Source organism: Phaeocystidibacter marisrubri, assembly GCF_008933165.1.
Lineage (GTDB): Bacteria > Bacteroidota > Bacteroidia > Flavobacteriales > Schleiferiaceae > Phaeocystidibacter > Phaeocystidibacter marisrubri.
Map to the genome: position 1 here is coordinate 729026 of NZ_WBVQ01000001.1, position 14107 is coordinate 743132.

The window sequence follows — 14107 nt, forward strand, 5'->3', positions numbered from 1 at the left end:
CGAATTTACGAAGAAAGGCGTGTGTAGGTTGGAGAAATCTACTGAATGTGTAGATATAACAGCATAGAGTTAACCTTCTGTTTTCATGTTTCTTATCATAAAATGACGTATTTTGAAATTAAAGCAAATTAGATGAAGACTCTCTACTTGGTTCGGCATGCCAAGAGTTCTTGGCAATACGATGACATCGACGATTACGATCGACCTCTAAAGGGACGCGGAATTCGCGATGCGCATATGATCTCCCAATGGTTAGCCGATGAAATGTCCGCGCCAAGCATGTTAGTGAGTAGTCCCGCTACCCGCGCGCTTCATACGGCTATGATTTTTGCCCGAACGCTGAATTTTCCTTTTGCAGATATCAAGGTAGACGACCGACTTTACATGGCCACTTCAGATCACTTGATATCCTTCTTACACGAACTTTCTGACGATCTAGATTCTGTGATGGTTTTTGGACACAATCCAACCATCACAAATTTTGTGAATCGCTGTGTAGATCAGCGAGTAGACAATGTTCCAACATCAGGCGTGGTGTGTTTACACTTTGCAGAAGAACACTGGAAAGACGTACAAGATAGTGCCGAATTGCTTTACTTTGACTACCCCAAAAAGAGGAAGAAAAGCCATTCATGAAAGAGAGAGAACGCTATGTCAATCGCGACTTATCCTGGTTGCGATTCAATGCTCGTGTATTACAAGAAGCCGCCGATTCTTCGGTACCCCTGATTGAACGAATTCGATTTTTAGGGATTTTTTCCAACAACTTGGATGAATTCTTTCGTGTTAGATATGCATCGGTAAAGCGGATGCACGCCCTAAAAGGGAAGAAAGTAAAAGCTCAATTGGGAGGTTGGTCGCCGAACAAGTTGTTGAAGGCTATGACCGACGAGGTGATTTCTCAACAAAGAGAAGCAACGCGCATTTATGACGAATTGATTCTAGAACTCAAGTCGGAAGGCGTTGAGATTATCAACGAGCAGAATCTTACGCATTCTCAGCAAATGTTTGTGCGGAAGTACTACGTTGAAAAAGTGAGTCCTTCTGTTTTCATCCTCCTGCTCAACGATAGAAGAGAGTTTCCAGAACTGCGAGATAAGAGCATCTACTTGGCTATTAAGCTCATTCAAGATGCCGATCCCAACAATCCAGTCTATTCTTTAATTGAGGTTCCTTCTGAATTGATTGGGCGATTTGTGATTTTGCCAAAATACGGCAAACATTACATCATGTATCTCGATGATTTGATTCGGTTTAACCTCAAGTACGCCTTCTTCATTTATCCGTTCGACCGCATTGAGGCACATACCATCAAGATCACTCGTGATGCGGAACTCGACCTGGATAACGACGTGTCGAAGAGCTTCTTAGAAAAGATCGAAAAAGGACTCAAAGCACGAAAAATAGGCGATCCCGTTCGTTTTGTTTACGATAAAGAGCTTCCCAAAGACTACCTCCATTACTTCAAGGGTAAGATGGAATTGGACAGTTTCGACAGTTTGATTTCAGGAGGTAGATACCACAACAAAAAAGACCTGATGAAATTCCCAAATGTGGGAAGAAAGGACTTGGAATACGACAAGTTGGAGCCGATGTATCATCCCGACCTAGACTTGGAACGATCCATTCTAGGTGTTGTAAAAGAGAAGGATGTATTGATTTTCCTTCCATACCATACTTTTAGTTACGTGATTCGCTTCTTGCGAGAAGCAGCGATCGACCCGCTGGTTGAGCAAATTCAAATTACGCTCTATCGCTTGGCAGACGAGAGTCGGGTGATTTCTGCCCTCATCAATGCCGCTAAGAACGGTAAGCAAGTTACCGTGGTGATTGAATTGCAAGCGCGATTTGATGAAGAGGCGAACATTTATTGGACAGAAAAGCTCAGGGCAGAAGGGGTAAATGTGATTAGCGGAGTGCCTGGCTTGAAAGTGCACAGCAAGGTTACACTAGTCCAACGTCGTGAGGGTAAGAAGCTCGTCGATTATACCATCATTGGCACAGGAAACTATCACGAAGGAACTGCGAAGCTCTACACTGATTATCACTTGATGACTTCTGATACGCGAATTACAAAGGAGATTCGCCAGATCTTTGAATTCATCCGAGCCAATTATCTCCAGTTTACTTACGACCACTTGATTGTAAGTCCGCATTCAACCCGTCAGCGCTTCTTAGAGTTAATTGACCAGGAGATAGAGAATGCCAAAGCGGGAAAACAGGCTTCCATGTTCTTGAAGATGAATAGCTTGTCTGATTACGATATGGTAGATAAGCTTTATGAAGCCAGCAACGCAGGAGTGAAAATCCGACTGATTATTCGCGGTATTTGTTGCTTGATTCCTGGAGTTCCGGGCTTGAGTGAAAATATTGAAGCCATCAGTGTAATCGACAGATACTTAGAACATAGCCGTGTTTACTTCTTTGAAAATGCGGGTAAACCGAAGTGTTATATTGCTTCGGCTGACTTCATGACTCGAAATTTGGATTACCGATTAGAAGTTAGTGTTCCTATCTTTAGCCAAAGTGTGATGCGTGAAATTCGCGATCACATGGAGATTATTTGGAAAGACAATGTGAAATCTCGAATTCACAACGCAGAACAAGACAATACCTACCGCAAGATACCTGGACCCCGCATACGTTCTCAAATGGCCATGGCCGAATACGTTGCAAACCAGCTGAAGCGAGGAGGGAGGAAATAGGAGATTATGAAGCTGAAGAAGCTCGGTGCAATTGACATTGGATCAAACTCTGTTCGATTGCTGATTACGAACGTCATTCACGAACCTACGAAGGGATATACGTATTACAAGAAATCTAGCATGATCCGATTGCCGATTCGCTTGGGTGCCGATTCCTTTATGAAGGGAAAAATCACACGTTCTAATCGCCAGCGAATGTTGGAAGGCATGAAGGCCTATGAATCGATTATGAAAGTTCATGGAGTGGAGGACTATCGCGCCTGCGCTACCAGTGCCATGCGCGAAGCAGTGAACGGACAGAAATTGGTGAAGAAGATTAAGAAGGCCACGGGAATCAACATCGAAATTATTGATGGAGAGGAAGAGGCTCGACTCATATTTGAATCCAAATTGTTTGACCGTGTTCAACCCGCTGAATCCCGATTTCTTTATATCGACGTAGGGGGTGGATCAACAGAGCTCACCTTACTAGAAGGAGGAGATATCGTCACTTCTCGTAGTTTCAAAGTGGGTACAGTTCGACTCCTCAATCAAATGGACACGGCTTCAGAATGGGTTGAGATGAAAACGTGGATTGAACAAAATGTTACACCTGGTAGCGATTTGGCCATGATAGGTTCGGGTGGTAACATCAACAAACTTCACAAGATGAGCGGTAAGAAGATCAATGAACCGCTCACGATGCGTTATTTAAATGCTCAGGCTAAAATCCTTTCTGCTCTTACTCGAGATGAGAAAGTAACCGAGTTGGGCTTGAACTTCGACCGAGCTGATGTAATCGAACCAGCATTGAGCATTTACAAGAGTGCCATGCAATGGGCACACTCGCGTCACATGTACGTTCCCAAGATAGGTGTGAGTGACGGTATTGTGAGAGATCTCTATCACCGCAAGTACAAGGACGAGCTGGAGGGGTGATAGATGGAAATTATGAGGAGGTAATTTTTCTCGATTGATTCCATTGTACTTTTGTCGTGCATAACAAACAAAGCGACCAATGGTACATCCAGTAGACGATACAACTTTCGAATCTAAAATTAATGAGGGCGGCATTGTTGCTGTGAAATACTACGCCGATTGGTGTGGTTCATGTAAGCTCTTTGCTCCTAAATTTCGCCGCATTTCTGATGAAGATGAAATGAGCGATGTAACCTTCTTGGATGTCAATGCTGAGGTAAGTGAAAAGGCTCGTAAGCTTGCAGGCGTTGACAATCTGCCTTTCCTAGCCGTATTCAAAGACGGAGAACTTGTAGAAGGAAGCGCTACAAGCAAAGAAGAGTATCTCAGAAAAATGATTGAAAAAGCGAAGAACGCATGAAAGTTCCTGTGATTCGCAATCTCGTTAAGACGTATTCTATTGAAGAACTGCGTGCAGCAGAGAATGCTCTGCTTGAAGAACAACCACTTGCTATAGAGGTAGGTGGAGACGATGAGGGTGAGCAGTTGACTCACATCATCGGAGCCTTGGAGATTTTAGAGAATATTCAAAAAGGCATGAAAGAAGGAGAAGCATTGCGTGCATTTACTTCACGTGTGCGGAATTCTATCAGTTAGGGGTTATTCGATGAATCGGGTGAAGGTCTGAGAACTCCTCACCCGATTTTTTTATGGCAATCAGTTTGATGTTGTAACATTAATTACTATCTTTGTTGTAACATTGGTTGAATGGTCAATGTAAAACCGAGCATTAACTCACAAATAAATAAAGCTATGAGTACTCAAAAATGGGCACTAGACACCACTCACACTAACATTCAATTCAAGGCAAAGCACTTGATGATTACTACTGTTACTGGGAACTTTGGTTCAGTAGAGGGATCAGTAGAAATGGAAGGTGAAGATTTCACTACAGGTAAGTACACCTTTGCAGCAGATGTAGCAAGTGTAACTACGGGTTCACAAGATCGCGACAACCACTTGCGCAGTGATGATTTCTTCAATGCAGAAGAATATCCAAAATTGACTTTTGTGGGTAGCGAAGTTTCGAATGTGAAAGACAATGAGTTTGACTTAACAGGAGAGATGACCATACGCGACGTAACCAAGCCTGTAACCATCCGAATTGAAGTAGGGGGAACGGTTGTAGACCCATGGGGAAATACAAAGGCTGCCTTTTCATTTAAAGGTTCATTGAACCGCAAGGACTTCGGCTTGAAGTTCCACGTTGTCAATGAAGCAGGTAATTTGCTAGTAAGCGATGAAATTAAGCTTGAAGGCGAAGTGCAGCTTGCAAAAGTGGCTGAAGAAGTGGAAGCTTAATCAGCAAGACTAAACACGTTAAGGGAAGAACGGCTGCCAATAGGCAGCCGTTTTTGTTTGATATTACTTCGGACTCTTACTGGTGGCAATCCATTCAAAGTCATCAGCCTTGGGAAGCTTATCAAATGCTTCTTCAATCATTTTCGGAGGAAGAGTGAGTTTTCTCTTAACGGTGTCTATCCACGCACCATTCAAGGTGAGGATGGCTGCGATGGTACCATCAGTCTTTACGAAGGTGTGACGAAATGCGAAGCGCTCAAAATCCCTAGATAGTCCGACAATTTCAACCTTAATGTCCACTTCATCTCCAAAGTGAAGTTCTCGCTTGAATTGACATTTTTCTTCAAATAGAACAGGACCTACTTTCTCTCTGGCAAATACAGCCATGGTGAGTCCAATGGCATTCAATACTTCGGTTCTCTGTGCAGCACCAAAATCATAGTAAACAGAATGGCGCATGTGGAAATTCGGGTCGATGTCGCTCCATCGTATATCTAGACGCTTGGTCTGTGGAAAGTTATACTCCATATTATTGTACTTTACGGTGAAGATACTTTCCTCGATATTATTAGCCAAGCATAATGAATAAACTCTGTATAAACTTTGGTCGATTGTGGCTTTTCATGTTGATGGTAGGGGCGATGTCGTGCTCTAAATCTACCATTACCGTAGAAATTCAAGTTGAAGATACATCTGGTTTAAAGCCAGATTCGGTTTACATAGTAGGCAATACTCCAGAGCTAGGAAATTGGAATCCAGCCATTACCTTGATGGAGAAGGTTGACGATTACTATGTTTTTACTCTTGAAATGAAGAAGGAGGAAAGCATTGAGTTCAAGTTCACTTTGGGAGATTGGGCAAAGGAAGGAATGATTGAAAACGGCGATGGCGGAAATATTGTGCTGTCTCCAAAAACGGATACGAGTGTGGTATTCAGTGTAAAGTCGTGGCATCGACCAGAGCCTACCTCTACAGCAGTTGGAAATGTATTTCAGTGGAATGTGGCTGATCCCAAGGGCGAATTGGCGCCGCGAAAGCTTCACATCTATCTACCCAAGAATTATGAAAGAGATAGCACCGCTACGTACCCTGTGCTGTACATGATGGATGGCCAGAATTTGTTTGATGAACGCTTTAGCACCTCGATGGGAGAGTGGGGCATTGATGAGTATTTAGAGTCGGATACAGCAAGTAAGGTAATAGTGGTGGGCGTTGAAAATTCAGTAAATAGAATGGAGGAGTACATGGATTATGTGAAAGGAAAGCCGTTCAGAGAATGGCTGGCCCATTTCATTTTTCCCAAAGTTGATTCAGCTTTCCGAACTGACACCAACCGAAGATTTGTTGGAGGATCATCTGCCGGTGGGGCTTTAGCCTACATGATGAGAAGGGAATATGGTAGGAGCGGACGTAATCGAGTGGATGGCGTCTTGTGCTTTTCTCCTGCGCTTTATGTGAATACAGAGGAAGATCAGTACAGCATCTTTTTGGCAGATGAATTAGAAAGTAGGCCTTACCCACGCGTACCCATTTACTTTGACATTGGAGGGAAAGGGGTTGACCGTATTTTATTGGAGGGAACGGAGATGCTGAAAAAGCATTACCCAGAGAATAGTTCAGCGAGTCCGGTCTACAAGTATGTTGTAGACCTAAATGATGATCACAATGAAACCGCCTGGAGAAAACGATTTCCAGCCGCTCTAGAGTGGTTATTAGCGAATGATAGAAACTGAAAAAGGCTCCGCTGTACTGGAGCCTTTTTCGCTATGAGAACATCACGTGTCGCGCTGTGATATTTGGTGTCTCATTTTCAACTATACCTATAACGCGACAAATTGGAATAGGGTGGGGTCGTGAGACCCATTTTTTCAAATTATTTTAATGCGCTTACAGCTGCATCGTAGTTTGGTTCGTGAACAATGTCGTCAACAATCTCATTGTGAACAACTTGACCTTCTTTGTTGATGACAACAATTGAACGAGCCATTAAGCCGGCCAACGGACCATCTTGCATTTCAACACCGTAATTGGTCGTGAAGCTGTTGCTTCTAAAATCAGACGCACTGATAACGTTTTCAATTCCTTCGGCACCACAAAAGCGCTTGTGAGCAAATGGAAGATCTTTAGAAACACAAACTACTTTTGTGTCTTTTAAGTCAGCAGCCATTTTGTTGAAAGTGCGGACCGATGCAGCACAAACTCCTGTATCTACACTTGGGAAGATGTTCAGAACCACATTGGTTCCTTTGAAGTCTGCCAAGCTACGGTTTTGCAAATCTGTGTCTGTGATAATGAAATCTGGTGCCGCAGAACCTACTGATGGTAATTCTCCAGCCAGTTGAACTGGGGCTCCTTTAAAAGCAGTTGTACTCATACTATTTCGTTTTATGGTATTAACAGGGTTGATATTTATTTGTTTTCGAATTGATCCAGTGCTTTGGCCGTTAATTGTCGACCTGTTTCGATCAGCTGTTTACCCATGTAAAAGTCAAATGTGCTCGCGCATTTTCTAGGAATCTTGACCAGAACATCTGGAGGGTTTTGCTTCATGGCTAAGGTAGCCACTTGGTCTTGCATCATCTCAAAAGACGCATTTAAAATTCCCAGATAATTTTTCTTAATGTGACTCTTTTCTTCTCCCTCATCACCGTTACTGGCCCAAGGCCACCAGTCGCCAATTTTCTGTCGAATGGACTCCATGAATTTATTCTGCTCGATTTCGTTTTGATCTGCAGAAGATTTTTCGTGGACCACCTCTAGATCGATGAGCGCATTAAGGTCAACTGCCACCATGATGTCGTCTTCTATCCGAGAAACACGATTGACAGGCAAGGGGTTCACCACTCCACCATCTACCAATACTCGGTTGTTGTGCTGTACAGGGGTAAGGACGGAAGGAATGGCCACAGAAGCTCGAATGGCTTGCCAAAGGTCACCGGAATCATACACGACTTCTTCTTGATGCTCGAGGTCGACGGCAATGGCGCAAAACGGGATTTTTAAGTTTTCGATTCTCTCCTCTCCAACAAATTGCTTCATTTCGTTAAACACGCGTTCACCTTTAATAAAGCCGTGAGAGGAAATGGTGAAGTCGATGAGTTGGAAGACCCGCCTTCTGTCCAAATTGAGTACCCACTCTTTGTATTCGTCCAAGTAGCCAGCGGCATAAACGCCACCAATCACGCTTCCAATACTGCTTCCCGCAATGGAGCTGATCGTATACCCTCTGCTTTCAAGTTCTTCAATCACTCCAATGTGGGCTAATCCACGAGCGCCTCCACTACCTAGAACGAGTGCTACTTGCTTTTTGTCATTGACGTCAGACATCTGAGAGATTTTTTTTTGTGAAGATAAAGATATGTGTGCATCGTTTTTATGGATTACGAAACTTTGGCAGTACCTTGGATATAAATACCAAACAAAATGAGTGTCAACGCTGTAGCGAAGCCGTTGGGAAGATCTAAAGCCGATCGGCAAATTAAGGTAGTCACTTTGACCCGCGAAAATGCAACCGTTGAGTTGTGGTCCTACGGAGCGCGAATTCAATCCATTCAACTCGTGTCAGGAAGGAAGAAATGGGATATCGTTAAGTCACCTTCAGACCCGCGCTCAAAGCAATCGGTTGCGGGTGCTTCTATTGGACGAGTTGCGAATCGAATTAGAGGAGGTCAGTTTGAACTGAAAGGCAAGAAATATCAATTGGAACAGAACGAAGGCGTGAATCACATTCACGGCGGATCCAATGGTTTGCAGTTCCAGAATTGGCAACTCGCAGAATTGCGTCCCGACCAAGCCATGGCACGTTTCTATTTGAATCAAACAGAAGATATAGATGGGTATCCGGGAAGAATGGAGGTTACCTGTACTTATTGGTTGTTGGATGATGGGCTGAGAGTAGAATACCGTGCACAGTCTTCACACGACACTCTGTTTGCTCCAACGTTACATACTTACTTCAATCTTTCAGGTGATCGCTCAGTAGCCAAGCATCAACTGCAAATTCACACTCCTTTTTTCCAATTGTTGGATGCGGATGGTTTGCCGAAAGGTCGACCAAAGTCGATGAAGGGGTGGAATGACCTCAGTAAGCCCACTGCTATTTCACGCATCATGACAGGTCCCAGAAAGGATACCCTTGATATCTGTTTTATGAGTGATGGTTCTGGAAGAGATATGGAAAGATGTACCCTCACCGGTCCCAATGGTTTGGAGTTGAAAGTGAATAGTACCATGCCCTCTCTTCAGGTTTATACCAGTACCGACCTCAAACACGATGGGCTGCGTCCGATGAGTGGCATCGCACTAGAAGCTCAATATCCGCCCGATTCTGTGAATAGAATCTTGCTAAATCGCGTAGCTCTATGGGCTGGCGAAGCGAGGAGAGAAGTGATAGAGTACAAGTGGAAAACAAGTGACCACTGAGCATGGCGTATCAAGTTGGCCATGGTTCCTATCAGCAAGCAGCCCAATAAAAAAAGCCCCCCAACTCTGGAGGGCTTTCAATATGATACGAGGTCAATTTTAGTTCTTGCTCAAGTAATCAGCAACACCTTCGTGTGTAGCGTTCATACCTTCTGAACCTTTGCTCCAGTTAGCTGGACAAACCTCACCTTTTTCTTCGTTGAATTGAAGTGCGTCAACCATGCGAATAGCCTCGTCAACGTTTCGACCCAATGGAAGGTCGTTCACAAGTTGGTGACGAACTACACCTTCTTTATCGATAAGGAACAAGCCGCGGTAAGCAACCAATTCGCCTTCTGCAGTAAGGTGATCGTTCTCGTCGAAGTACCAGTTACCAGCTAGTACGTCGTAGTTGTGTGAAATCGTCTTGTTGGTATCCGCAACAATTGGGTAAGTAATACCTTGAATACCACCTTGATCTTTAGTGAGTTGCAACCAACCCCAGTGAGATTGCTCGGTGTCTGTAGAAACGGCAATCACTTCTACGTTACGGCTCTTGAACTCATCCAATTTAGCTTGGAATGCGTGCAATTCAGTAGGGCACACAAAGGTGAAGTCTTTTGGATAGAAGAAGAGGATCACGTACTTACCACGGAATTGTGAAAGTGAGAAATTCTCAACAATCTCTTCGCCGTTGATCACAGCAGCAGCTTGAAAATCTGGAGCCTGTTTTCCAACTAGAACAGCCATATGTATTTGATTTAGAATTTATGATTTATCCGATTTGCAGTGCAAAGATAGAGTTCGAGTGGATGGATTCAACCCTAGAACTATCATTTGTCTCTATAACTTCATAGTGATGGGTTATAGAGCAAAACGGAGGTGTTACAATTAGTGCGTAATGGTGAGCCAGCCTAAAAGTGCGCCTAAAATGACCACAACCAATTTGCGAACATTGAACTTGTGATCTTTGCTCGATTCATAGAGAATGGTGGTACTCACGTGCAAGAAAATACCAATAACAAAGGCACTAATTTGTGTCGTCCATTCTTGAAGCACAGGTAAGACGCTTATGGTGAGTGAACCCAAGGGAGCCATCAAACTAAAAGCGAGAATAGAAAGCCATAGTCGAATGGGTGGAATAGACGCTTCTTTTAACAAGACGTACAATACAATAGCGACAGGGATTTTATGTAAAGCCACCGCAATTACAAATCCTCTCAAAGAAACATCGTTCATGCCGAACGTAGGTAGACCTTCCATAAAGGCATGGATGAAAAGTCCAGCAAAGATTCCAATAGGAAGGATGCCCTTCATTACATCGCCAGAATGGGTATGACCATGTTCAACCCCTCTGCTCAAAAAGTCCATTAAGAATTGAGAGATAAAACCCGCCAACATGAGCAGCCCAGGCAAGTGACTGTGATTGTGTCCGTACAATTCCGGAATGAGATGCAAAACCGATACGGAGAATAAGAAAGAACCGCTGAAGGCAAGTAACATGGAGGTTCCTACCTTCACCTGCTTGCGAATTACTTTGGCAATAAGTACTCCCACCCAAACGGATAGAAAGAATATGATGGATGCGGTCATGTTCGTGATAATAGCTTATGCTGCATCATGGTCAATTATATGCAACAGGATTGCAAATGTACTGTAAAGAAACTTTACATTATCCAAATTGAAAGCATCACTTTACGGCTGGGTTTAAATCCACGGAGTGAAGAGCTTAACGATGGCAAAAAGGATCACCACTATGAGGAGGTAGCGTATGTAATCGTTGGCTTTCTTCATGTATAGGATGTACCGAGTTCCCACATATGCACCTCCAACCGCACCAATGGCAAGTGCAATTCCGGGGATCCATTCAATATCACCGCTCAACAAGAAAATAATGAATGCGGGAATGATGAGTACAAAGGCCAAGATGAGTTTGATGATGTTGGCATCTTTTAAACTGTATTTCGCACTGAGGACCAATGCGGCCAACATCATGATGCCAATTCCCATTTGAATGAATCCTCCATACAGACCAATTGCAAAGAGTAGCATCCAATTGAGAAGTGTTTTGCGATTTTTGGAACTATCGGTGGAGATCAACCATTTTTTGGGTTTGAGCAACAGTGTGAAAAGGAGAATAACCATGAAACTACCTATGATGTAGTTCATGATGGCCTCCGGAATATCAATGGCGACGTAAGCGCCGATCAGAGAGCCGAGTACCGTAGGGATGAAGTACCACGAGCTATCCTTTACCAAGAAATAAGTTCGTTTGCTGCGCTTTAATGAGAGAACCGAAGTGGTGGTTTGAAGTAAGACTCCCACTCGATTCGTGGCGTTGGCAATATTGGAATCTAAGCCCGTTGCCAAGAGCAGTGTGAGGGTGATAGCCGATCCATTTCCAGCCAGAGAATTAATGATACCCGCTGCAAATCCTCCCAAAATAAAAAGCAGCCAATCCCAAACATCTAGTTCCATGGTGCGAAGTTAGGGATTGACTGCCTATCGACAGATAGAGTGCTATCAGTGTCTCATCGGTTTTATTGATATTTCTTCTCGATGAATGGGTTTGAATTCAGCTCTGTGTATGGCTCGAAGGGCATTTGGATTCTCTGCTGATCTCACTTCTTTCAAGGAGGTTCGGAGCTCTCTTCCTGCTCGACTGTGCAGCGGATTGCCCTTAATTTCTTCACAAGTTTGAACGGTACGCGACGGTTGAACGGTGAGTTCTGTCGGTCGGCTTTGGGCGAGTGCAGCGGTGCTAATTAGCATGCTACACGCTAAAATCAATGTGTTCTTCATATCAATACTGTGTTGATTCAACTCGATGTATTCAAGATGTGTGCCACTCCAATTTAAGGAAAGAGTCCAGTGCAATCTCTTAAATATGAATAGGACCTCCGATTCAAGGCAATGATGAAGAAGTTGAAATTCGATGGGGTATCTTCGCATTCAGGTAGGGTGATGCGAGCGGGTTTATCCCACCATTTTATGCCATTTCTCATGGCTTCATGTAATTGGGCAATCAACACATGTGCACTTTCTAAATCGGGAGTAAGTGAGGAATATTGAAGCGTGTCAACTTGAAAGGGATTGCTGTTGAGTGGATGATGAAGGACTCGTATGACGTATTGGGATGTAAAGATGTCGAGTTCATGGAAAGGACAATTCACACATCCTCCGAGGTAGACTTCTCGCATTAGTAGTGTATCACTCAATTCATGTGCATAGATGGAGTCTAGCAAGGGGGAGAGGACTTTTCTAGATTGGTACGAGTACTTTACATGCAATCTCAACTCTAGCTTTTCAGCGCGAGTATCGCTTTTGCAATTCTTTAATTCTGCCCTATAAATCAAGCGGTTCACATCTTTTTTTAAGTATGAGGTTCCACAACTTTGAAGCAGGAGTAAAGAGAAAAGGATGATGGAGAGATAGTTTCGCATGAGAGGAGTTCCAACATGTAGCAAGATAGATAATGGGGTAACGGATTACGCTGTACTGTTCTTACTTTTTTCCATCTTTCTATCCATTATGAGAATCGTTGTAGTCCCATTCCCTAGGTGTATCTTTGCGCCATGGAGTTGACAATATCGACCAAGGATCAAACCTTGATTGCCAAGACATTTTTTGGACTAGAAACTGTTCTTGCGCGTGAATTGCGCCATTTGGGTGCACGTGATGTAAAACCACTTAAAAGAGCGGTTTCGTTTACCGGCGATTTGGGTTTCATTTATAAATCAAACCTTTGGTCGGCTACGGCGCTGAGAATTCTGCGCCCCATCGCGAACTTTGAAGTCCATCGCCAAGATGATCTTTACCACAACATGTCTCAGATTCCATGGGAAGATTTGTTTGGTATTGAGAAGAATATCATGATTGATGCCGTGGTGCATTCGGATACTTTTTCGAATTCACATTACGCCTCTCTCCGTGCTAAAGATGCTGTGGTAGGTCGCTTTACTAAGAAGTTCAAGCGCCGTCCTTCTATCGATAAAGAGAATCCGCATGTGGTGATTTCCATTCACTTGATTCGCAATCACTGTGAGGTGTTCTTGGATTCAAGTGGGCGCTCTCTACACCGAAGAGGCTATCGTGATGCGGTTGGTCCAGCTCCTATCAATGAGGTACTCGCGGCAGGTCTAATTCGCCTTTCGGGATGGGAAGGTCGTCAAACTTTGTACGATCCAATGTGCGGTTCGGGCACCATCCTTACTGAAGCGGCTATTTTGGCGGATAATATTCCAGCCAATATCTACCGCAAGGATTTTAGTTTTATGCATTGGCGCGATTACGATGAAGAACTTCACGCGGTAATTGAGGAGTCGGCATTAAACAAAGCAAATCCATCTTCTTGCAAGATCATAGGTTCGGATTCCGACATAAGTATGCTGACAAAGGCGAATATCAATATTGAAAAAGCCCTCTTTCAAGATCGAATCAAAGTATGGCATCAAGATTTTATTGGCTCAACCAAGCCAGAAGAAAATGGCATGCTTATCTTCAATCCTCCGTACGACAAGAAGCTGACTTCCGATAACTTTAAGCTATACCAAGAGATTGGGGATACCTTAAAGCAGGGATATGACGGTTGGACGGCGTGGTTTATTTCTTCCGATTTGGAGGCGTTGAAGTATCTGGGTCTTAGAACCAAGTCGAAAATCAAAATGTACAACGGCAAATTAGAATGCCGTTACGTTGGATTGGAGATGTACAAGAGCAAGTGAGAAAGGTTTGTATTCTAA

At 43.6% G+C, this 14107-nt stretch carries 17 protein-coding genes; 9 read left to right on the top strand and 8 right to left on the bottom strand.

Annotation, left to right across the window (positions count from 1 at the left end; translation table 11 throughout):
* The first annotated feature begins 132 nt into the window (after positions 1 to 132).
* From F8C82_RS03315 to F8C82_RS03340, 6 genes are all read left to right on the top strand, one after another.
* Positions 133 to 636: a SixA phosphatase family protein gene (locus F8C82_RS03315; protein ID WP_151692010.1), complete on the top strand. Its 504-nt coding sequence runs from the start codon at positions 133 to 135 to the stop codon at positions 634 to 636.
* The gene (gene ppk1 / locus F8C82_RS03320) at positions 633 to 2705 is read left to right on the top strand and encodes a polyphosphate kinase 1 (RefSeq protein WP_151692011.1); all 2073 of its coding nucleotides are present in this window, start codon (positions 633 to 635) and stop codon (positions 2703 to 2705) included. Before F8C82_RS03315 ends, ppk1 begins: the two co-directional genes overlap by 4 nt.
* Positions 2706 to 2711: 6 nt before the next feature.
* A complete protein-coding gene (locus tag F8C82_RS03325; RefSeq protein ID WP_151692012.1) occupies positions 2712 to 3623 on the top strand; it encodes a Ppx/GppA phosphatase family protein in 912 nt (303 codons plus the stop codon).
* Positions 3624 to 3702: 79 nt separating this feature from the next.
* Complete coding sequence (locus tag F8C82_RS03330) at positions 3703 to 4023, top strand: thioredoxin family protein (protein WP_151692013.1); 321 nt, start codon at positions 3703 to 3705, stop codon at positions 4021 to 4023.
* On the top strand, positions 4020 to 4259 hold the full coding sequence (locus tag F8C82_RS03335; protein WP_151692014.1) for a DUF6952 family protein: 240 nt from the start codon (positions 4020 to 4022) through the stop codon (positions 4257 to 4259). Before F8C82_RS03330 ends, F8C82_RS03335 begins: the two co-directional genes overlap by 4 nt.
* Positions 4260 to 4415: 156 nt before the next feature.
* Positions 4416 to 4964 (top strand): YceI family protein, encoded by a 549-nt coding sequence (locus F8C82_RS03340; protein WP_151692015.1) that lies wholly within the window; start codon positions 4416 to 4418, stop codon positions 4962 to 4964.
* 63 nt (positions 4965 to 5027) lie between these two features.
* On the opposite strand, the gene F8C82_RS03345 is transcribed toward F8C82_RS03340, so the two are convergent.
* Positions 5028 to 5492, bottom strand: a complete 465-nt coding sequence (locus F8C82_RS03345; RefSeq protein WP_151692909.1) for an acyl-CoA thioesterase — start codon at positions 5490 to 5492, stop codon at positions 5028 to 5030.
* 53 nt (positions 5493 to 5545) lie between these two features.
* Here F8C82_RS03345 and F8C82_RS03350 point away from each other — a divergent pair, with 53 nt between their 5' ends.
* Complete coding sequence (locus tag F8C82_RS03350) at positions 5546 to 6697, top strand: alpha/beta hydrolase-fold protein (RefSeq protein ID WP_151692016.1); 1152 nt, start codon at positions 5546 to 5548, stop codon at positions 6695 to 6697.
* 140 nt (positions 6698 to 6837) lie between these two features.
* Here F8C82_RS03350 and tpx read toward each other — a convergent pair whose 3' ends face one another.
* Positions 6838 to 7338, bottom strand: coding sequence for a thiol peroxidase (tpx, locus tag F8C82_RS03355; protein WP_151692017.1), 501 nt, complete (start codon positions 7336 to 7338; stop codon positions 6838 to 6840).
* A gap of 35 nt (positions 7339 to 7373) precedes the next feature.
* Entirely contained in the window at positions 7374 to 8291 is a 918-nt protein-coding gene (locus F8C82_RS03360; RefSeq protein WP_151692018.1) for a patatin-like phospholipase family protein, read from the bottom strand.
* Between the two features lie 96 nt (positions 8292 to 8387).
* Here F8C82_RS03360 and F8C82_RS03365 point away from each other — a divergent pair, with 96 nt between their 5' ends.
* Positions 8388 to 9386 (top strand): aldose epimerase family protein, encoded by a 999-nt coding sequence (locus F8C82_RS03365; protein ID WP_151692019.1) that lies wholly within the window; start codon positions 8388 to 8390, stop codon positions 9384 to 9386.
* Between the two features lie 99 nt (positions 9387 to 9485).
* Here the strand turns inward: F8C82_RS03365 and F8C82_RS03370 are convergent, their stop codons facing one another.
* From F8C82_RS03370 to F8C82_RS03390, 5 genes are all read right to left on the bottom strand, one after another.
* A complete protein-coding gene (locus F8C82_RS03370) occupies positions 9486 to 10115 on the bottom strand; it encodes a peroxiredoxin (protein WP_151692020.1) in 630 nt (209 codons plus the stop codon).
* A gap of 141 nt (positions 10116 to 10256) precedes the next feature.
* On the bottom strand, positions 10257 to 10958 hold the full coding sequence (locus F8C82_RS03375; RefSeq protein ID WP_151692021.1) for a ZIP family metal transporter: 702 nt from the start codon (positions 10956 to 10958) through the stop codon (positions 10257 to 10259).
* A 114-nt stretch (positions 10959 to 11072) separates the two neighbouring features.
* The gene (locus F8C82_RS03380) at positions 11073 to 11843 is read right to left on the bottom strand and encodes a sulfite exporter TauE/SafE family protein (RefSeq protein WP_151692022.1); all 771 of its coding nucleotides are present in this window, start codon (positions 11841 to 11843) and stop codon (positions 11073 to 11075) included.
* Positions 11844 to 11888: 45 nt separating this feature from the next.
* Positions 11889 to 12167 carry a hypothetical protein gene (locus F8C82_RS03385; RefSeq protein ID WP_151692023.1) on the bottom strand — a complete coding sequence of 93 codons (279 nt, stop codon included), beginning with the start codon at positions 12165 to 12167 and terminating at the stop codon, positions 11889 to 11891.
* Between the two features lie 53 nt (positions 12168 to 12220).
* Positions 12221 to 12808, bottom strand: a complete 588-nt coding sequence (locus tag F8C82_RS03390) for a hypothetical protein (protein ID WP_151692024.1) — start codon at positions 12806 to 12808, stop codon at positions 12221 to 12223.
* Positions 12809 to 12940: 132 nt separating this feature from the next.
* Here F8C82_RS03390 and F8C82_RS03395 point away from each other — a divergent pair, with 132 nt between their 5' ends.
* Positions 12941 to 14089, top strand: a complete 1149-nt coding sequence (locus tag F8C82_RS03395) for a THUMP domain-containing class I SAM-dependent RNA methyltransferase (RefSeq protein ID WP_151692025.1) — start codon at positions 12941 to 12943, stop codon at positions 14087 to 14089.
* Positions 14090 to 14107: the final 18 nt, after the last annotated feature.

Coding starts and splice junctions, on each gene's coding strand:
- F8C82_RS03315 (WP_151692010.1), top strand. CDS start 133: ATGAAGACTCTCTACTTGGTTCGGCATGCCAAGAGTTCTTGGCAATAC.
- ppk1 (WP_151692011.1), top strand. CDS start 633: ATGAAAGAGAGAGAACGCTATGTCAATCGCGACTTATCCTGGTTGCGA.
- F8C82_RS03325 (WP_151692012.1), top strand. CDS start 2,712: ATGAAGCTGAAGAAGCTCGGTGCAATTGACATTGGATCAAACTCTGTT.
- F8C82_RS03330 (WP_151692013.1), top strand. CDS start 3,703: ATGGTACATCCAGTAGACGATACAACTTTCGAATCTAAAATTAATGAG.
- F8C82_RS03335 (WP_151692014.1), top strand. CDS start 4,020: ATGAAAGTTCCTGTGATTCGCAATCTCGTTAAGACGTATTCTATTGAA.
- F8C82_RS03340 (WP_151692015.1), top strand. CDS start 4,416: ATGAGTACTCAAAAATGGGCACTAGACACCACTCACACTAACATTCAA.
- F8C82_RS03345 (WP_151692909.1), bottom strand. CDS start 5,492: ATGGAGTATAACTTTCCACAGACCAAGCGTCTAGATATACGATGGAGC.
- F8C82_RS03350 (WP_151692016.1), top strand. CDS start 5,546: ATGAATAAACTCTGTATAAACTTTGGTCGATTGTGGCTTTTCATGTTG.
- tpx (WP_151692017.1), bottom strand. CDS start 7,338: ATGAGTACAACTGCTTTTAAAGGAGCCCCAGTTCAACTGGCTGGAGAA.
- F8C82_RS03360 (WP_151692018.1), bottom strand. CDS start 8,291: ATGTCTGACGTCAATGACAAAAAGCAAGTAGCACTCGTTCTAGGTAGT.
- F8C82_RS03365 (WP_151692019.1), top strand. CDS start 8,388: ATGAGTGTCAACGCTGTAGCGAAGCCGTTGGGAAGATCTAAAGCCGAT.
- F8C82_RS03370 (WP_151692020.1), bottom strand. CDS start 10,115: ATGGCTGTTCTAGTTGGAAAACAGGCTCCAGATTTTCAAGCTGCTGCT.
- F8C82_RS03375 (WP_151692021.1), bottom strand. CDS start 10,958: ATGACCGCATCCATCATATTCTTTCTATCCGTTTGGGTGGGAGTACTT.
- F8C82_RS03380 (WP_151692022.1), bottom strand. CDS start 11,843: ATGGAACTAGATGTTTGGGATTGGCTGCTTTTTATTTTGGGAGGATTT.
- F8C82_RS03385 (WP_151692023.1), bottom strand. CDS start 12,167: ATGAAGAACACATTGATTTTAGCGTGTAGCATGCTAATTAGCACCGCT.
- F8C82_RS03390 (WP_151692024.1), bottom strand. CDS start 12,808: ATGCGAAACTATCTCTCCATCATCCTTTTCTCTTTACTCCTGCTTCAA.
- F8C82_RS03395 (WP_151692025.1), top strand. CDS start 12,941: ATGGAGTTGACAATATCGACCAAGGATCAAACCTTGATTGCCAAGACA.